The 19,142-nt window shown below is 46.1% G+C and carries 13 protein-coding genes and 1 pseudogene; 5 read left to right on the forward strand and 9 right to left on the reverse strand.

All coding sequences use genetic code 11. The features are described 5' to 3' along the window. Nucleotides 1-9: 9 nt before the first annotated feature. Together NYE70_RS13940 and NYE70_RS13945 are read right to left on the reverse strand one after the other, a co-directional pair. Nucleotides 10-903 carry a carbohydrate ABC transporter permease gene (locus NYE70_RS13940; protein WP_290408439.1) on the reverse strand — a complete coding sequence of 298 codons (894 nt, stop codon included), beginning with the start codon at nt 901-903 and terminating at the stop codon, nt 10-12. 97 nt (nt 904-1,000) lie between these two features. Continuing rightward, nucleotides 1,001-2,371 (reverse strand): carbohydrate ABC transporter substrate-binding protein, encoded by a 1,371-nt coding sequence (locus tag NYE70_RS13945; RefSeq protein ID WP_213656600.1) that lies wholly within the window; start codon nt 2,369-2,371, stop codon nt 1,001-1,003. Nucleotides 2,372-2,623: 252 nt separating this feature from the next. On the opposite strand from NYE70_RS13945, the gene NYE70_RS13950 reads away from it, so the two are divergent. Further along, nucleotides 2,624-3,463, forward strand: a complete 840-nt coding sequence (locus NYE70_RS13950) for an AraC family transcriptional regulator (RefSeq protein WP_211025889.1) — start codon at nt 2,624-2,626, stop codon at nt 3,461-3,463. A gap of 160 nt (nt 3,464-3,623) precedes the next feature. On the opposite strand, the gene NYE70_RS13955 is transcribed toward NYE70_RS13950, so the two are convergent. Then, entirely contained in the window at nt 3,624-4,601 is a 978-nt protein-coding gene (locus tag NYE70_RS13955) for an alpha/beta hydrolase family protein (protein ID WP_341046424.1), read from the reverse strand. 75 nt (nt 4,602-4,676) lie between these two features. Continuing rightward, nucleotides 4,677-5,090, reverse strand: coding sequence for an Lrp/AsnC family transcriptional regulator (locus tag NYE70_RS13960; protein ID WP_290408437.1), 414 nt, complete (start codon nt 5,088-5,090; stop codon nt 4,677-4,679). Nucleotides 5,091-5,228: 138 nt separating this feature from the next. Between NYE70_RS13960 and NYE70_RS13965 the strand changes: the two genes are divergently transcribed. After that, complete coding sequence (locus NYE70_RS13965; RefSeq protein ID WP_341046426.1) at nt 5,229-5,687, forward strand: hypothetical protein; 459 nt, start codon at nt 5,229-5,231, stop codon at nt 5,685-5,687. Nucleotides 5,688-5,823: 136 nt separating this feature from the next. Here NYE70_RS13965 and NYE70_RS13970 read toward each other — a convergent pair whose 3' ends face one another. From NYE70_RS13970 to NYE70_RS13980, 3 genes and pseudogenes are all read right to left on the reverse strand, one after another. Next, nucleotides 5,824-12,645 carry a putative Ig domain-containing protein gene (locus NYE70_RS13970; RefSeq protein WP_341046428.1) on the reverse strand — a complete coding sequence of 2,274 codons (6,822 nt, stop codon included), beginning with the start codon at nt 12,643-12,645 and terminating at the stop codon, nt 5,824-5,826. Between the two features lie 109 nt (nt 12,646-12,754). Next, nucleotides 12,755-13,675 carry a hypothetical protein gene (locus NYE70_RS13975; protein WP_341046430.1) on the reverse strand — a complete coding sequence of 307 codons (921 nt, stop codon included), beginning with the start codon at nt 13,673-13,675 and terminating at the stop codon, nt 12,755-12,757. A 239-nt stretch (nt 13,676-13,914) separates the two neighbouring features. Next, nucleotides 13,915-14,353: pseudogene (locus NYE70_RS13980) on the reverse strand (Lrp/AsnC family transcriptional regulator). A 119-nt stretch (nt 14,354-14,472) separates the two neighbouring features. Between NYE70_RS13980 and NYE70_RS13985 the strand changes: the two are divergent. From NYE70_RS13985 to NYE70_RS13995, 3 genes are all read left to right on the forward strand, one after another. After that, nucleotides 14,473-15,024, forward strand: coding sequence for a cysteine hydrolase family protein (locus NYE70_RS13985; protein WP_341046432.1), 552 nt, complete (start codon nt 14,473-14,475; stop codon nt 15,022-15,024). Between the two features lie 219 nt (nt 15,025-15,243). Continuing rightward, nucleotides 15,244-15,759 (forward strand): MerR family transcriptional regulator, encoded by a 516-nt coding sequence (locus NYE70_RS13990; RefSeq protein ID WP_341047594.1) that lies wholly within the window; start codon nt 15,244-15,246, stop codon nt 15,757-15,759. Nucleotides 15,760-15,763: 4 nt separating this feature from the next. Then, nucleotides 15,764-16,675, forward strand: a complete 912-nt coding sequence (locus NYE70_RS13995; protein WP_341046434.1) for an SRPBCC family protein — start codon at nt 15,764-15,766, stop codon at nt 16,673-16,675. A 111-nt stretch (nt 16,676-16,786) separates the two neighbouring features. On the opposite strand, the gene glmS is transcribed toward NYE70_RS13995, so the two are convergent. Both glmS and NYE70_RS14005 read right to left on the reverse strand, forming a co-directional pair. Then, a complete protein-coding gene (gene glmS / locus NYE70_RS14000) occupies nt 16,787-18,619 on the reverse strand; it encodes a glutamine--fructose-6-phosphate transaminase (isomerizing) (protein WP_341046436.1) in 1,833 nt (610 codons plus the stop codon). A 177-nt stretch (nt 18,620-18,796) separates the two neighbouring features. Next, entirely contained in the window at nt 18,797-19,063 is a 267-nt protein-coding gene (locus NYE70_RS14005; RefSeq protein WP_341046438.1) for a hypothetical protein, read from the reverse strand. Nucleotides 19,064-19,142 lie beyond the last annotated feature (79 nt).

Consider the following 19,142-nt stretch of genomic DNA (forward strand, 5'->3'; position numbering starts at 1 on the left):
TATCCCCTCCTAATATTCCAAATGCTCTCGTCTAGTAACTGCGTTCAGAATCCCGGCCAGCGCGAAGGAGAACAGGAACACAATTACGCCGATGGCCATTCCGTAACCATACGAGGAATTCGTATAAGCTTCTTTATACATATAGCTGAGGAACACCTCGGTGGCTCCGTCGGGACCGCCGCTCGTCATCGTCATTACGAACAGGAAACTCATGTTGATCGTACTGATGATAAAAAACGTGAGAGTGGTTCGGATGTTCGTCCAGATTAACGGGATGGTGATCTGAAAAAACTGCGTCATCCGGCCAGCACCTTCAAGTCCTGCGGATTCATATAAGCTCTCCGGAATATTGGCCATACTTGCCATGTACATAACCATGTAATAGCCGATCGCCTGCCAGATCATCGCGCCCGCCAGACTGAAAATGACGATCTTTTGATCACCTAGCCATAAAATGGGCTCTGCTTGAAATCCGCGAAACAATTTCAGGAATGCGTTCAAAAGCCCGCTGTTCGGGTCGAAAATCGCAGAAAAGATCGCACTGATAACTACTACGGACAGAATATTCGGAATATAGAAGACGACTCGCAAAAAGTTCTGCCCTTTAAGCTTTTCACGGGTGAGCATCGAGGCAAACAAGAGTGCGAGAGCAAACGTCACGATCGTCACGATTACAATGAGTAAAACGCTGTTCTGAAAGGTCTGATAAAACTTTTCACTTTGAAAAAGCTTGCTGAAGTTCTGAAACCCTACGAAGGTTTTGTTATCGGTATAGCCGCCCCACTTGTACAATGACATTCGAAAGACATCAATCGTGGGGATAATCAAGAAAATTACGAAAAGGAGAACGGCGGGTGCAAGACAGAAAAATATAAAACGTCCTCTTCCTTTATTCGTGTCCATGGGTTTTATCTCTCCTTCCAAAAGGTCAGAACAATGGTGGTCAGCACGTGCTGCCCACCATTGTTCTTAGGACATTCTCAAGAAATCGGGATCGGTATTATTTCATAGCCGCTCTTAAGGCATCGCTTGCTTTAATAATTCCGTTGACCCAGTCTTCCTGCGACTTGGCACCAGTCACCAAGGAGTCAATCGAGCGGAATACGGTATCGGAAATGTTCACACCTTCAACAGGATCCGTTGTGGCAAATGCGCCCATTGCGGCTTTTGCGCCACTATCATAGATGCTGTAGAAGAGCTTGTTGTCGCCATCCAGCTTCTCGGACATTCCCTTGATCGGTTGAACCGCACCGACTTTTGCAAAAATGGCTGCGGCTTCATCGGAGTAAAGATAAGCAATAAACTGTTTGGCCAGGTCGGCATTTTCCGCTTTGGCAGGAACCCAAATTTGTTCAAAGAAAGTGTAAGAATACCGGTCTCCGCCTTCTTTCAATGCCGGCAGAGCTGTGAAGCCCCATTTGAAGCCTTCTGCGCGAGGAGCTTTGCTCATCTCGCCGACAACCCAGGTTCCGTTAGGCATAAAGAGCGCTTTATTGTCCAAAATCAGCTGCTGATTCTTAGTAAAGTTATCTTTGTTGGCATTGGCTGGAACTGTTTTTTCCGTATAGGTGGAAGTTAATTTAGTAATCAGATCAAATGCTTGCTTCGCTTCCGGAGTTTCCCAAACTCCTTCGGTGTAGCTTGTTGCTTTATTGAAGAAATCCGCTCCGCCCACTTCGTTCAGCAAAGCATAGAAGAAGGAATCAAAATACCCTGGCATTGGATAAGCGAACAACGCAATGCCTTCCGCTTTGGCTTTGTCACCTAAAGCCCACATTTCGTCCCATGTTTCAGGAACTTTCCAACCCTTTTCTTCAAACAATCCCTCGTTGAAGAATAGACCGGTAGGGCTGTAGAACATAGGCATGAGGTAAGTTTTACCGTCGTTGTAAGGATTGGTAATCGACGTATCGGTGAAGCCCGGGATCAGCTTATCCTTCACGGTAACGTCTTCACCTGGAACTGTCATGGACAATACATCTGTCAGATCAGTCAAGTTATTATCTTTAACGAAGGTTTCGGTCAAGCCTTTTTGTTGGCCCACGGCCAAATGGATGATATCCGGGAAGTCGCCGGATTTCATGCCCGGTCCAATAACATCTTCAATATTTTTATCGATGGTCGTTTCAACTTTTACGCCAGGAGTTGCCTTCTCAAATGCGGCTGTAATCTCCTTCCATACATCGGCACCGTAAGCGGTTTCCAATGCGGCTAGCTTAAGCGTGCGCGTTTCCGTAGTAGAAGTAGAGTTTGTTTTTGTGTTGTTGGATGAATTTGTTGTAGTACCAGAAGCATTTTCAGAAGAGTTGCCACAGGCTGCCAGGCTAAGCGTCAATGCTGCCGTGATTGCAAGACTAAGAATCTTTTTCATAAATCCATTACCCCTCCATAATTTTTTTCTTTTTTTGTGATTATGCGTAATCGCTTTCATATTTCCTACATCTCTAACTTATCTTATCGGGCCATTTGTTATCTACATACATGTTGCCGTTGATTTTATATATCTTGCTATTATAATAAGTTTATAATTTAAAAAAAGTCGACAGTTTTATAGCAAAAAATGTTTGATTGTGTCGAAATTAGAAGGTTGATGGAACTTTTATATTAGAAGGGACGGAGAGCCTTGGGAAATGTACGCTATTGGCTTCCCGGAAAAGGACGCGGGGAGATTCCAGCCAAGTTGATCTATGTCAGCTCCTCCATTTATGAGGGGGATTGGTTCAGCATCCGTCATACTCACAGTTTTGCCGAGCTATTTTATGTCCGCAGCGGTCAGGGGAATTTCATTGTCGAGGACGACATTTATCCGGTAAAGCAGGATGATCTTGTCATCGTAAACCCGAATGTGGAGCATACCGAGGTTTCTGTCAGCAGCGATCCTTTGGAGTATGTCGTGCTCGGCGTTGAGGGGATGAGCTTTGATTTTGGGAATCGAAGCGGAAGCCTGAATCACAAGATTATCAATTATCGGAATCAGCGGGACGAACTGCTGTTTTATTTCAATGCGATGCTTCGGGAAACGGAGAACAAGGAAGAGAACTATGAAGCCATCTGCCAAAACCTGCTCGAGGTTGTAATCATTAGCTTGATGCGGAGCTCCGGTCACCCGTTCTCTGTCGTGGCTACCCAAAGAGCCAACAAGATATGCAGCCGGATCAAACGGTATATCGACTCCAACTATACGGAAGATATTTCGCTCGACTTTCTGGCGGACAAAGCGCACATCAGCAAATATTATCTGTCCCATACCTTCACTAAATATTATGGTATGTCGCCCATCAATTACTTGAATGAGGTCAGACTTCGTACGAGCAAGGAGTTACTCGAAACCACAGACCTTTCCATCTCACAAATCGCGGAATCTTCGGGCTTCTCCTCGCAAAGCTATTTCTCGCAAAGCTTCCGCCGCAGCTGCGGCCTCACTCCCAGCGATTACCGGGTTCAGGCAAAGAGGGGACAGTGAGGGGGATTAAGTCTGCCGCACATGTAACAAAAAAGGTAGCCCTGAGGGCTACCTTTTTTTATGTTCTACAACTGGCGTTCACTTCTGACTTTTCGCCTTAGAAATTGAATTCGAAACTGTATAGTATAAGGACTATAACGCGATTCCGGGGGACTGTCTCCTACTGCATGGTAAATGATTTGGGTATGCCATACGTGTGAAGCCATTGCGTCACCTCTTGGTTCCTCTGGTCTTGATACTTATCCTCTAACCCATGCCGACCATCTGGATACAAAACAAGCTTCACGGTTTTACCCGCCTCTTCTAAATCATTTGCAAAGTCTTGAACGGTTTGCCAAATGAGACTTTCATCAGCAGTCCCTTGCAACAGAAGTATCGGGGCCTGAATGGAGGGAATTCGATCCAGAATCGAATAATCCCCTTTCGATTCTGGATTGCCATTAATCAAGCCAAACCTTACGTATTCGGCTGTCTTTCTATTTTCTTCTACAATTTGAGGTGAAATTATGTCCGGGTTTTCATCTAGCCAGCGTAAATTTACATCCCAACCCACAAAAGGACTTACAGCGACAACAGCCTTTATGTCCTGCCGCTCAGAAGCTAATCTTAAAGCCACACCGCCGCCCATTGATGCACCAAGCAGGTATACAGAATCCTTTTTTACACTTCCAGTGGACATTGCCACTTTAATTCCATTCTCTGCATCCCGCGTATTCTCCGCAATTCCTTGAACATGACCATCACTCTCCAAATACCCGCGATAAAGGGGATACAAATAGACAACTTGGTCACTCATATATCTGAACCCGAACGTAAAGCCGAAATCGTAATGAGAAAGTTCCTTACGTTCAAGAGCATATCCCCCATGAAGATGTACAACCAGCGGATATTTTCCGGGAGCCTTGGGAACCGTTAGATATGCGAGAACATTAATATCGTCACTTTTATAAAACACTTTGAATATATCGATTTTTGGATTTTGACCGGGCCCTTCTATTAGTTCTTTGGAGATGATTTCTATGTCATTATTTGGTTCATTATCGCCAGCCTGACAGCCAGATAAAGCGGCTGTAATTAAAATGAATGTAACTAGAATTAAAAAAAATGCTCTGTTTCTCCATTCACCAAGATATACCATGCTCTCCGTCCTTCTCAATAAGCCAAGTAGTCAATTACTATTAAGAAACATAACCAGATCGCTGTAAGGGATAATCTACTTAAAGTGACTAATGGAAATATTGATTTTATAGTGACCATATACCAGGATTTCATCTAACAATTTGGACAGCAAGCTATAGTCAGCCAATTGGACTTTTAGAATAAAACAGGGCTCTCCGCTAACACGATGGGCCTCTTTAATTTCATCACGTTCCATAATGAACTGTTCAAACTTCGTATGCTTGTAATCCTTCATCAGGACAGTAATGAATATACAGTAGGTGTTACCCATTAATTTTTCATTTAACTTAACGGTGTACCCTTCTATGACTCCCATCTCTTCTAAACGTTGAATCCGTTTGGAAACTGCGACCCCAGACATATGTACGATCTCACCAATCTGTTTCCATTGCATTCTTGAGTTTTTTTGTAAACAACGTACAATTTCCATGTCTATATGATCAATCACCTTATCAATTTCCTTTCACGGTCAAAGTAATTTGAGCAAACTGTTTCATGGGCGTATGCAAGCCCAGAAAATTGTTTGTTAGAATAATCATCAGAGGATCCTCAAATTCAGATTATACCAAAAAAGGTGGTTATATGGATGAAGAAATTATTCTTTACTATGCTATCACTCTCACTATTCGCACTTATATCCGTTGGATGTTCCACAAAAGAAACAAACTCAGCAACAGCAGAGCCCGCTGTTCATCAACAGTCTGAACATCAATCAATAACAGAAGCAGAAGCAGATTCAGAACCAGAAGAATCACAATATACATTAGATGCTACTGCCTACAAAGAAAATGATAGTTATTTCTTAAACATTGAAACCAATTTGAATATTTCCAAAGAAAACTATGGTATAAAAGCAGTAGAAGGCGAAGGCCATATCCATCTATACATTAACGGTTCATTAATAGGTCCGATTCAAGAGACGAGCGGATATCCTCTTCCCATGATGAAAAAAGGAACTAATGAAATCAAACTAGTATTAGCAACAAATAAACATGCCGAAAGCTACAAGGTTTCTAAAGAGCTTAGTATTGAAGTAGAAGAATAATTGAACCGCAACTCCATTAATCTAAAATCAGCATTTTTGTAAAAGTGGAACAAAAAAAATTAGAAACCCTCTAACAAAGCACCGGTTGCAGTGCATGTTAGAGGGTTTCGTGTGTAGAAGCTAATGTTAATGCATACTACTTCATAATACTAATGGATTTCGTAGTGCTGTCATAAAATACATCCGCGCCAAAATACTCGGCAATAAAGCGCAGCGGCAGCATGGTACGTCCGTCTACAAGTTCAGCGGCTACATCCATGCCTGGTGCAAGTTCACCGATTGCAAACGATAAAGTCTGATCGTCCAAGGTAATCGTTACGGTTTTCGTAACGTGATCCCAGCCTACATTTGCTCCTAAGCTCTCGGCAACGAAGCGCAGTGGCACTAACGTTCTACCTTTGACGGCCATCGACGAAACATCCATACTCCTATCGATTCCGTTTAATTTATACCCTGTCTTACCTAGCGTAAGTTCCAATTTCACTGGTTCAGGCTTACTTGTAACGTAGATATAGCCTAGCCCTTTTGCCGTGAAGGTAAACTTGCCTGTCTCACGGTCATAGTTGCCGCCTAAACGCTCCTTGTTACCGTCTAATCGAAGCAGAACACCGCTTAATCTGCTAATTTCGTTAGGCGATAATTTCTCTTTTGTCAGATCAAAGATTACTGGTATAGCTCCTGTATAATCCGTTACTTCCTGGCCATCCGCGAAGATCTTCAGCTCATATCCCCGTCCGATAACTCCGTCTCCTTTATCTACCGGTTTAATGACAACCTTCATCCGTTTGCCTGTATTCAACTGCTTCAACAGTTCCGGAGACAATTCGACGGAAATGGTATCATTCGTAACAGTTAGCGGTTTGCCGGCTTTGATCATCGCATCGATCGTATCGCGTTGAATCTCAAGCTCCTCTTTTCCGGCCGGCATCGTCAATTCAATGGAATCGCCCTTCTTCAACTGCTCTTGGATTGCAGCATCCATAGGATCCGCTACCGGTGATTCTGGCGAAGGAGTCGGCCTACTGCCTTGTCCCCCCGAGTTTCCGCCATTGCCATTGTTGTTATTGCCGTTGTTGCCATTATTGCCACCGTTGTTATTTGCCGTAATAACGATAGTCAACGCTCTCGTATCCATGCCTTCAGGGTTGGAAGCCGCAACAGTGAATTTGTATGTTCCCGCTTCAATAGGCACGCCTGAAATAACACCCGTAGCTCCTTCTAAACTCAACCCGGCAGGTAAATAACGATCGCTCACGGTCCAAGTAACCGGTTTGTTGTCGTATACCGCTAGGGTTGCCGTATAGGCTTGCCCCACTTTGCCGCTTGGCAGATTTTTAGTGATAATCTCCGGGGCTTTATCAACTGGCTGATCTTCAATAATCTCGATTCTCAATACTGACTCATCCATACCAAAGTCATTCGTTGCTGCGACCGTAAATTCGTAATGTCCTGCCTCATGAGGCGTACCCGAGATAAGGCCTGTTGCTTCATCCAGGTTCAAATCTGTCGGCAAATCTCCGTCTTTGACCTTCCAGGTCATCGGCTCGCTGCCATATACGGCTAGGGTTACCGCATATTCTTGTCCAACTTTACCGCTTGGCAGATGCTTGGTGATAATCTCCGGGGCTGTGTCAACTGGCGCCTCTTCAGTGATCACTATATTGAACGCTTTCGTATCACTGCCCGCTTCATTGGTGGCCTGAACTTTAAACGTAAATTGGCCCCATTGATCCGGTGTACCCGAGATAACGCCTGCATCTTCATCCAAGCTCAATCCCAATGGCAATTGACCTTCTACAACAGCCCATTTAATTGGCTTATCGCCGTCGGTGGCAAGAGCTTCCGAATACGGTTGTCCAACTTTGCCATCCGCAAGCGATTTCGTCGTAATTGTTGGTGCCGTACCCGTGCCTGCGTCATCAACCCATTTCGCGAATAATGCCATATCCCTCGTCACCGGATCCAAAGCGAAATTCCAGGCATCATTGAATTCGGCATCTTGATACCAACCGCCAAAAACAGCGTTATCTTTAGTCGGTGCTGTCGGCTCGGTAATTGTCCCGCCCATATCTGCGAATTTCATCATCACTTCGGTCCCGCCATTGGAATCGAAAGTTACCGCATAAGGGTTATGCGCACCGATCGAAGGCGTTCTGCCGCCTAGTGGATTGCCGAAGAAATCTGTTCTCTCCATCATATGAGGCAGAGCGTTCACGCGATCCACATAGGGGCTTATAATCTCGGCACCCGCCCCATAAGCCGGGTTATTACCTTCAGCGAGGCGGAATCCGTTCATCGCACTGTAATCCAGCTTGGCATCCACTGTTCCGCTGTTGGCAATCCAATGCTCCGGCGCTGATTTATAATCATTTAATATTGAATTCAGTTCCTCTTCCGTCACATAGCGGTTGTCTGCGGCTGTTACGCCTGCGCCCAGATAACCGCCGCCGCCTGCTTCCATGCTGCCAAAAAGATTTGCCGGATATACAATATTATTCGTAAACCGTCCGGCTGCAAATGGAGCCGAGGTTCCCCCGCCTTTCAGACCAACCTGACTGTTTGCCCCGGTATAAGCAAAGATATTATTTTGGAAGTAAATGTGCAAGTTAGAGCCTGTCGGGTCAAATATCAATGAACTGCTATTCTTCAATGGCGTGACGATCACATTGTTATAGTATAATCCGCTCGATTCCTCGCTTGTTGAAGAACCTCCCGCAAGTAATACAAGACTGTTGAAGCTCTTGTTGAAATCCGGGCTGCGACCGTCGTTCACGCTGATGTTATAGCGAACGATATTGCCCTTGGCTGCATTCATCTGTAAATACCAGCCGCCATAGTTGTTTCGGCTATAGTTGTACTCGTACACGTTGTCCTGACAATAGTTGTCGATATCCCAAGCCATACCGTCATTGCTCGCATGATAGGGGTTATCCACAGCTTCGTTATAGCGGAAGATCGTACCTTTACTTGCCATAATCCACGCTGCCGCATAGTTTTGCGTACCTAGATAGGTCGGGGTTGAGTTATTTGGCCCCCAGTTCGCAACCAGGTTACCGCTCTTATCGCTTAAATAGCTGTAACCGCTGTCTGTGACCACATTTCGTTCCACTAGGGAGTTGTTCCCACCCGACAGGACGATTCCATCTCCAACCGAACCAGAGATCCAGTTGTTTTTGAACACTGCTTTTGATGCCCAAGGATAGCTGGAGTTACTCCAAGTGATACCTGTGTTATTAGTCCCTGGACTGCTTGGCCCGTAGGCATTATTGCGAATACCTTCGTTATCGCAGCGAAGGGTTTTGTTACCTTCAACCAATATATCTACATAACCATTAATAATGATGCCGCCGGATACCTTATTTGCTCCATTGGCTTGGTGCAGCCCATTCACATCATGAACATAGTTATCTCGAATGACGATTCCTTGCATGCGGGCATCGGCATAATCTTGAATGTTAAACTGACCTTGACCCAGCTTGGAAATGCGTGACATTACAGCGATACCGGAACGGCCGTCGCCTGCTTTATTCCCGATGTTCGTTACTTCAATTCCACTGACTACCCAATAATTAACGTCGTATAATTCAATCGTGCCGTTTAAGGAAATGCCCGATGGGCTCGACGCTGTTCCCCCGCCGTTAATGATCGGACGTTGGTTAGGATCGGTCGTGTTATATTTCGTAAGCGTAATCGGATTACCTTCCTGACCGTTGCCGCGCAGTCTGATTTGTTCATTCCACACGCTATTCGCATCCAGATAAATGGTTGAACCCGGCATAAATACATATTCATTGATCTTGGAAATTGATTTCCATGCCGTAGCCGGTGTGCGTCCATCCGCTTGATCGTCCCCGTCATTGGAGAAATAATAATCGCGGACTTCAAGGGGCACAATGTTCAATTCGAATGTGATTTCGGCAGGATTCAGATCAAGTCGAACGGTGTATTTTCCCGGCACGATGTTGTTTCTGGCGAATGATTCTTTGTGGATTTTCAAAACATTGCCGCTAATCGTATAATCCACATCCCGCTGCAGAGCTACAGCCCCGATCTCCACACCGGCCAGATCCTCTAAATCAGGATTTACGGTGATATTGTAGTCCTCCAGACCAATAACATAGGTGCTATCTTCCAGGTGACTATACTCTTTAGGTAATAGTTTCAATGTAACGGAAGCTGTTCCGGTTTGCGCGGTTATTCCGCTATCTACAACATATACGTCATCGATAAAGTGCCTGTTCTGCATATCTTTAACCGTTCCGGGCTTGTTGCCCCAGTTGGTAGCAAGCTGTAAGGCATCTATCTTGGTGATGTTGTTCTTCACCGGAGTATCAAAATTGCCGCCGTCAGTTGATTGCCTTTGAAGATCTTGTCCATCGATTTTATAAGTTGTTCCCGTGGATGTAACGAACCATTGAAACTTATGCCAGCCTTCGCTTCGCTGGACATCTACAGGATAGAACCTTCCGGTCGAACCGGGTCTGACAGCGTAATTGGTCAGATTCGCCGCCCAGTCGCCGTCCCCATTCCCATAATTTATTGCGATATGTTCATTGGACGATGGGGTTAAGCCAAAGACAGCGTGATCATTGGAAGCCCCTCTGCCATCATCATAGTACCAAGCGGTGACGATGGTTGTCTTACCAGCGGCAGGGGTGTAATTATAGGTACCAGGAACGGTAGCCACTTGACCTGCACCGCTGGTTGTCGCAGCCTTTGCCCCGGTACGGGACATCACATCGCTGTGGACATATCCGTTCGCCCCATTCGAAAATTTCTTCTCCCCTTCAAACCCATCGTAAAACAGGGTGTTCGCCTTATTGAAGTAATCCACGCTCACCTCAACGGTGACCTCTTCGTTCCCAGTCGGAACAAAGCCTTTCTTAACTGTTACAAATCCTGCATTATCGACCTCGATCTTATCCTTGTCTTGATCCGCTGGGCTGAAGCTAATGTTATCGGCAACGAACACATCACCCGTGTCAACGATTAGCCTAGTTCGGTCTCCTGCCCTTAAGGTATCGTTCTGGCGAATTAACGCAATACTGGCTGAATATTGTGCACTCTCCCCTGATTCATCAGAGTCCAGGAATCGTGAAGTTGCGTCGCCGTTCGCAGTTACTTTGAATGTATCATTTAAAGTCGGGGACAAAGCCGCATCATTGCTTGTTGCTGCAATCGGGCTTCCGTTAGCCGCTCCATTACTAAAAAGTTGAACCGAATAGGCGGCTGCGTTAGCGACGCGATCCCATGTAGCATAAGTACCGTTCCATTTTAAATTTTCCGGTGCTGGCAATTTTTCGATCGCCAATGTTCCGGATGCTGCAACTTCTTCACTGATGTCTCCCGCATTATTAATGACAATGGCTGTAACCGTGTAATTGCCCGTTCCCATTGCCCTTGCATAGGGTAAAATATGATGTCTTTCATGATTGTTAGGTTGGTCGGGTCCCCCATTTTTCGATAAATAATAACCAACAGGTTCACCGTCTTTGAACAGGGTTACAAGGGTATCGCCATAGTTGGAGGCACCCGTATAAATACCCGTGTCCGGGTTAAGCGTCGGGTTAATTGGCGAATTCACCGGTGTATGGGTGGTGATCAACAACGGGACAGCCTGGGATTTCAACACGACTCCCTCTGCTGAAGACACCTCGCAATAATAAAACTTGCCTTGTTGGGAAGCCGAGTCCACATTGGAAAGCGTGAATACCGCCTGATCAGCTCCGCTCACTTTTGCCCCGTTCAAACCAGTCTCGTCGTCAGATACGTACCATTGATAGGCTGCCGCAGCGGCTGATGCCGTAACGCTAAATGTGGCTGTCTCTCCTTGGTTTACTTTTGCTGCCGATGGCTGAGTGATGATTTCCAAATTCGGCAATCCGCCGGGAGGTATCACATTGACTGTTAATGTTCGGGTTCCGGTTGTTGTGGCGACATCCTTTACCACATAAAAATCGTCGATTAGATGTTTGTTTTTAATGTAAGCTTTATTGCCTGGTTGTCCGTTCCATCCTCCCGCTATTTTAGGCTGAATGGTCGTACCGCTCTTCATAGCTTTGTAAATACTGCTTTGTTCTGATTCGGGAATTAAGGTTCCATCGATTTGCAGCCTCGCTCCATCCGGGGTTATTAGCCATTCGAATTTATGCCAGCCTGTGGAACGCTCAATCCCGCTATCCTTCCAACGGTTGCCTGCCGTGCCCGCTGAGGATGGGGCATATGCCCAAGTGTATTTCGTCGGGTTATGAATAACATCCGCCTCGGAACTTTGATAGATTGTCCCGGCAAAGGTGGCATTTTTCCCATCAACAATCGCAAATTGAGTTCTCTCCGTCGCTGTCTTCTCCTCATAGGGATACGGGTCAAAATACCATGCCGTCATCTTATAATTCCCGCCGGCCGGCAACGCCACGTCTTGAGCTACATTTTCATTATTCGTATCACCAGAAGGTGTAATCGCTTTCAATCCGGAACGGGACTGAGCATCGGTCAACGCGAATGTCGAACCTAACTTGCCTGTTGATGTCATCGGTCCATTGTTGTTCTCGAAGTCTTCCATAAATAACACATCGGAGTCTTGGTAATAACTCGCCGTGGCTGTGACCGTCACCGGAATGCCTGGAGCCCCTGGAGCCGCAAATGTATAGCCGCTGGATAAAGTAATGTTGCCCTGATTATTAACGGCTAGCAGATTCGAATTACTGGAATCGTAGCTAACCTCGTCGATAACCGGACCTTTAACCAGACTGTTTAAAGGCGAACCTTTATAGGTAAGATTCACCCTGCCTGCCAGTCCTGCCGCTTGGGTCAACTCTAGCACAACGGAGTCAAAAGATTCGCCCCCTTCCGCAGCCGATACTTCAGATGAAGGCGCCAAGCCGAACAGTCCTGGAAAAGCCAATGTCGTTGCCGTAACCATCGACAAAGCTTTTTTCATCCATTTCGATCGCTTCATTCTAAAATCCCTCCCCTTTAAATTGATGAATTTATACTTTATAAAGAATCCGCATCTAGAGAAGCTTCATCAGACACAGATTTTTATAAACGTTGAAAAACTAACTATTCTAGTTCACTATTAATTCACGGAATCGATTCCCGTTATATTTGATCTTTAGCTTATCCGTATTTGCAATTAAGGCTCGCAAGTCGGAGTCCGCCCGTCCATAGATTAAGGAATCCTTCACTTCTTCCAGCTTTAGCTTGGTGATTTCCGGTTTGGACTTTAATGTCGCAACGACATCCTCGTCCAAATATTTACCGACTACGGTCTCCCCCACGGAAGCCGTCGCCAGCGACTCCCAGAACTTAAGAGACTCATTATCTTCTTTGGATATATCTAATCGACTCAATACTTTCTCTTCCTTGGCCTGTCCCGACGCTGCTAAAGAGACCGTCAATTCATCGGCCATACGAACATATTCAGCGCTTCTAGTTGCATACTCTACTTGTAACTCGGCATCGCTCATTTTCGTTTGTTTAACCTGGGTTTCGACCAAATCCGGCCAACGGGCTCCACTTAAATATTGCATATATTGATATAGATCAAACTGAGGCAAACCATAGTAGGTATCCCCTGAGTCCTCCATCGTAGCCCGCTTCCTATTTTCTTCTTCCATATCGGATTTCAGCTCATCAAAGCTTTTGTATGGGTCAATCCCTCGCTCGTCTGCAATAAATTGCTCGTGTTTGGTGTTTAGCAATGCAGTCATCGCGGATTTTTTGATATATTCAGACGGAGTTTCATGTTGATCGCCGTATTGGCGTGTCCAGAATCCCTCATCTACTTGCGCCCCATAGGTTCTGAAGAAATAGTCCGCCGTTACAGCTCTCTGCTCCTGGGCATAAAATTGAAATTCTTCCTCCGTTACGGAGTATCCGTTTACTGTAAACAGCCAATTCTCAGGCAGATCCACTTTTTTACTAGTTAAACTCAACACGAATAAAGCATGGACAATCAGAAATACGGCGGTAAACAAGATGATCATTGTTGGTTTTCGCTTTGTAATCCTCATGGCTCCCCCCATTTCAAAACGGTTAGACCTAATTGTAAATTTAGCGTTCTCTCAATGTAAGCGCTTATTTTGACTTAAGAAGAACAAATTTGACTTATAAAAATATCCTTGGTTTGCAATGGGGAGAGCATAACCAAGAGGAATAACAGAAAAGGTACCACCCCTCACTTTTCGAGAGATGATACCTTTTATGTTTATAATGCCATTTCTTATTAAGAGATCGATGGATTCTGTTGTTTAATCTCTTGTATGGAAAGGTGGAGACTATAATTCCCATACTCAAGTAGATCATCAAGAAAAAGATTTAATTGATCTTGCGATTTCACTTTAAGTTTTATATGGTAACAGCCCGCGCCCGATACTCGATGGACTTCAACCACCTCGTTTCGATTCTGAACAAACCGTATAAACAAATCATGGTTTGCTGTCTTCATATAAATAATGACAAAAGCAGTGTAGGCAATTCCCAACTTCATTTCATCGACAATTAGGGAGTAAGCTTTAATTACACCGTTATCCTCAAGTTTTTTAATACGATTCCCTATGGCTTGTCCGGTCATATGAATTTGTTCACCAAGTTCTTTCCATATGAATGCGTGAATTCTCGGAAAGTAACCGAAGTATCTGAAAATCAATGTTATCCAGCTCCATTATAAATTCCTTTCACCATGAAATAGTTTGATTCCAAAGCGTTTCGTCAAAGCATCGATCATGATCATGATCCGGGTTATCATTTTATTGTAATAAATAAATCAATGAGGTGAAAGAACATGAGTACAGCTTTAATCATTGTAGATATACAAAACGACTATTTTCCAGATGGGAAGATGGAGCTAAGCAACCCTGATCGAGCAGCCGCCAATGCTGCCAAAGTTCTTGATTGGTTTAGACAAAATAATAAAGATCAGATTTTTCATGTCCAGCATATCGCAAGCAGTCCGGAATTGGGCTTCTTTCTTCCAAATACTGAGGGAGCCGAGCTCCATAAAACGGTGTTGCCTTTAGAACACGAAAGCATTATCGTAAAAAATTTCCCGAACAGCTTTTTGAAGACGGATTTAGAGAGCAAGTTAAAAGAAAAAGGTATCACCAAGGTAGTCGTTGTCGGGATGATGACGCATATGTGCATTGACGCCACTGTCAGAGCTGCCGTTGATCTTGGTTTTGAAACTACATTAATTGAAGATGCATGTGCGACCAGGGACTTAACTTATCAAGATAGAATCATCCCCGCTGAACAGGTTCATTATGCATTTGTCAGCGCTCTTCACGGCATGTATGCCAATGTCATTTCGACCGAGAAATTCCTGCAACAGAACTAACAATAACTTTATGAAAAGGTCCCGAGTTATCTGCGGGGCCTTTTTCTGTTGATAGAGACATTGTTATCCGTTAGTGAAACGCTTATATGGAGTTACTTCTTTAAGACTATTTTATTATTTATTAAAAATTTAAATAAATGACTTGCACCTTACGTAACGTAAGGTTTTATAATGAGGCTACCGGTATTCAAGCTAGCGGCAGAGAACGGAGATGATCAACTGAAACAATATTGGAAAGTCGGGGATCTGGCGAAGCTGACAGGGCTGACTGTGCGCACGTTGCGTTTCTACGACCAGATTGGTCTGCTCACGCCGTCGGCTGCCACAGAATCGGGACATCGACTCTACGACGACGAAGATTTGTCGCGACTCTATCGAATTGTATCGCTGAAGGAGCTAGGCCTGTCGCTCGACGAAGTTAAGACGGCGCTGACGGATCACGAAATTGACCTGCTAGAGGTCGTAGACCTGCAAGTCGAGCGAGTGCAAGAGCAACTACGGCGGCAGCAGAAGCTGCTTGATCAACTGAGGCACGTCTCTAAGCTGATGAAAGGAAAGGAGCAGGTGACAGTAGATGATTTCACCTCGCTGTTGCAAGCGATGAAGAACGACTACGAGAAGCCGATCCTGAATCGACAACATAGTTGGGAGCAACGTTTTGGCCTGCTGGGGATGTTCTTAGCGGGCGGGATTGAGAAAACGAACAATATAAAAGAAGAAAACAAGGAGGATTAAGATCATGAAAGAAAAGTTTGTAAGCCATGGAACATTCGTAATTGAAAAAACGTATCCGGCATCCAGGGAGCAGGTGTACGAAGCAATGGCTGACGCCGAAGCCAAAGCACGTTGGTTCACAAAGCCGGAAGTGTTCGAATTCCGGGTAGGCGGACGGGAATTCAGCAGCGGCGAAGTACCGGATGGAGGAGTGTACACGTTCGATGCGACTTATCAGGAGATCGTTCCGCTCGAGCGGATTGTTTATACTTACGTAATGGATTTTAACGGCGTACGTTTCTCGGTGTCGATTACTACGATTGAGCTTTCAGACTCAGATGGCGGCACGAGGCTGACCTTTACGGAGCAAGGCACCTTCTTCGATGGACTTGATGCGGTTGAGAATCGGGAACACGGATCGCGGGAACTGCTGGAGCTGCTGGGCAATTCGCTTGCTCAGAACGGAGAAGCCGCTGCGGCAGAGGACGCCGACCTGGCTCCTGGCGAATTGGAGTTTGCGCATATGCGTTTGTATGACTTCCCACTGGAAGAAGTTTACCGGGCATGGTCGCAGCCGGAGCTTCTTGCTCAGTGGTGGGGTCCTAACGGCTTCACGAGCACGTTCAAGGAATTCGACTTCCGCGAAGGCGGCTCCTGGCGCTTTACTTTTCACGGACCGGACGGCAAGGATTATGCGAACGAAAACAAATTCATCGAGATCGAGCCGGGGAAGCGTATCGTACTGGCGCATCAAGGCGCTCCTGAATTCCGGCTGACGGCAACATTTTCCGAACAGGCTGATCGGACGCGTGTAACATTCCGCCAACAGTTCAAAGACAAGGACATCTTCGAGCAAGTAAAATCCTTTTGCCCGGACAGCAACGAACAGAACCTGGATCGTCTTCAAGCTGTGCTAGAGGGAAAACGTGGTAAGTAACTGAGGGGGAAACATAATTGCATAAACAGAATCGGCCTAAGAACGTTGGAGCGTTCTTAGGCCGATTTAGGTTTATGGCTGGTATTTTAGTTAATTCTTTATTATTTTTACTTACTCCACCGTCACACTCTTCGCCAAGTTTCTTGGCTTGTCGACGTCATTGCCGCGGGCCAGAGAAGCGTAGTAGGCCAGGAGCTGCAATGGAACGACGGACAATGCCGGTGTAAGGAGCGGCAACGTCTTCGGAATCGCGAAGGCCTGGTCGACGGATTTCAACAATCCGGCTACATGCTCTTCGTGGGTGATCGCCATCACGTCTGCGCCGCGGGCTTTCACTTCCTTAATGTTGCTGACCGTCTTCTCAAGTACGGCTTCCTGAGTCGCCAAAGCGATGACAGGGATGCCCTCTTCGATCAGGGCCAAGGTGCCGTGTTTCAATTCACCTGCCGCATAGGCTTCGGAATGGATGTAAGAGATCTCTTTCAGTTTAAGCGATCCTTCCATGGCTACGGCATAATCAAGGCCGCGTCCGATGAAGAAAAGGTGCTCATGCTTGGAGATTTGCTCGGCATAAGCCTTGATCGCATCAGCATTCTGCAGCATACTTTCCACTTGCTCAGGCAATGCTTGCATAGCGGCAAGTACATGCGCTACTTCCTCTTCCGTTTGCGTGCCGCGCACTTGGGCCAAATGCAGTCCAAGCAGGTAGAACGCGATCAACTGGGAAGTGTACGCTTTTGTCGAAGCGACGGCGATTTCCGGACCAGCAAGCGTAGCGATCACATCGTCCGCATCGCGGGCGATCGAACTGCCGACTACGTTCGTAACGGCCAGGACATGGGCGCCGTTCGCGTGTGCTTGACGCAACGCTGCCAAGGTGTCCGCCGTTTCGCCGGACTGGCTGACGACGATTACGAGCGTCTCAGGCGTAATGAGCGGCGAGCGGTAGCGGTATTCGGATGCGACATCGAACGATACCGGTACGCGGATCATTTTTTCAATGGCCTCTCCACCTACCAGACCTGCATGATATGCAGTTCCGCAAGCTACGACATGAATGTTGTTAATGGAGCGAATTTTCTCCTCGGTCAGATTCAGGTTCGGGAACAGCACCTTGCGGCCGCTCTCGTCGATCCGGCCCCGCATTGTATCGCGGTAAGCCTTCGGCTGCTCGTGGATTTCCTTGAGCATGAAGTGATCAAACCCGCCTTTTTCTGCGGTCACTGCATCCCAATCGACAGAAATCATTTCCCGAGAAATAAAATTCCCCTCAATGGTCATCAATTCGACAGCGTCTTCGGTCAACACCGCCATTTCCCCGTCATTCAAAATGTACACATTGCGCGTATAGTTCAAAATGGCCGGAATATCGGAGCCGATGAAGTTTTCTCCTTCGCCCAATCCGATGATGAGCGGGCTTGCTTGACGTACGGCTACCAGTTTATTCGGCTCATATTCCGTCAATACGCCAAGTGCAAAAGCACCGCGCATATAAGTGATCGCTTTTTGAACGGCTTTTACGATATCGCCTTCATACTCGCGGGCCACCAAATGGGAAATGACTTCCGTATCCGTTTCCGAGACAAATTCGCAGCCTTGGCTGATCAGCTCTTCTTTCAAATCCAGATAATTCTCAACGATCCCGTTGTGCACGACCGAGAATTTCTGGCTGTGGTCCGTATGCGGATGAGAATTGACATCCGACGGTTTGCCGTGAGTCGCCCAACGCGTATGACCGATTCCGGCCGTACCTACCAAAGGCGCTCCTTCCAGCTTGGACTCCAGGTTGGCCAGACGGCCGATCGATTTGGCAATTTGTAACCCGTCCGGTGTAAATACAGCGATCCCCGCCGAATCATAACCACGGTACTCCAGCTTCTTAAGTCCATCCAACAAAACCGCCTGCGTGTCTCTCTTCCCGATATATCCAACAATACCACACATATTTATATATCCTCCGTTTCATTCTCTCCGAATTTTATAGGCAGGAGAAAAGAAGCGGAAGATGCAAGCACGGTCCACAGAGACAGAACTATTCAATTTTTAAAGGTGGTTCAAAAAGTCATCTTTTGATGGTCATGACGCTTTCAGAACTAGCCTATTTTTGAAAAATCAGAAAAGTTACAAGTAACTAGATCCATTTTCATGAATGTCCATACTTCTCCGTTCACTCGCGCTGCTTCCGCGTCTCCTGCGCACACTCATGAAATATCGATTAATAAATTTATAAGTTCCGTTTAGGAATAACATCGACCCGTAAGGTTTGTGGGAACGGTCGCCCATTCCTTTTGCCCTTGCGGTTACGGTGCGATGCGGCACCGGGAGGCCCCCGCCGAACAACTCGAACACCTCCACCTCGTCAGCTTGCATTTGCCGTCCGTCTATCACGAAGCTATTGCAGTAGTCGACCAGCCTAATGCTGTATTGCCTACTTCTTCGGGAAAGACTTCAACGCGCGAAATCAAGC

Source organism: Paenibacillus sp. FSL R5-0407 (assembly GCF_038009185.1).
Taxonomy (GTDB): domain Bacteria; phylum Bacillota; class Bacilli; order Paenibacillales; family Paenibacillaceae; genus Fontibacillus; species Fontibacillus vini.

Excerpts from the sequence above, each read along its gene's own strand:
- glmS (WP_341046436.1), bottom strand. The coding sequence starts at position 18,619 with ATGTGTGGTATTGTTGGATATATCGGGAAGAGAGACACGCAGGCGGTT.
- NYE70_RS13970 (WP_341046428.1), bottom strand. The coding sequence starts at position 12,645 with ATGAAGCGATCGAAATGGATGAAAAAAGCTTTGTCGATGGTTACGGCA.
- NYE70_RS13965 (WP_341046426.1), top strand. The coding sequence starts at position 5,229 with ATGAAGAAATTATTCTTTACTATGCTATCACTCTCACTATTCGCACTT.
- NYE70_RS13940 (WP_290408439.1), bottom strand. The coding sequence starts at position 903 with ATGGACACGAATAAAGGAAGAGGACGTTTTATATTTTTCTGTCTTGCA.
- NYE70_RS13945 (WP_213656600.1), bottom strand. The coding sequence starts at position 2,371 with ATGAAAAAGATTCTTAGTCTTGCAATCACGGCAGCATTGACGCTTAGC.
- NYE70_RS13995 (WP_341046434.1), top strand. The coding sequence starts at position 15,764 with ATGAAAGAAAAGTTTGTAAGCCATGGAACATTCGTAATTGAAAAAACG.
- NYE70_RS13985 (WP_341046432.1), top strand. The coding sequence starts at position 14,473 with ATGAGTACAGCTTTAATCATTGTAGATATACAAAACGACTATTTTCCA.
- NYE70_RS13975 (WP_341046430.1), bottom strand. The coding sequence starts at position 13,675 with ATGATCATCTTGTTTACCGCCGTATTTCTGATTGTCCATGCTTTATTC.
- NYE70_RS13955 (WP_341046424.1), bottom strand. The coding sequence starts at position 4,601 with ATGGTATATCTTGGTGAATGGAGAAACAGAGCATTTTTTTTAATTCTA.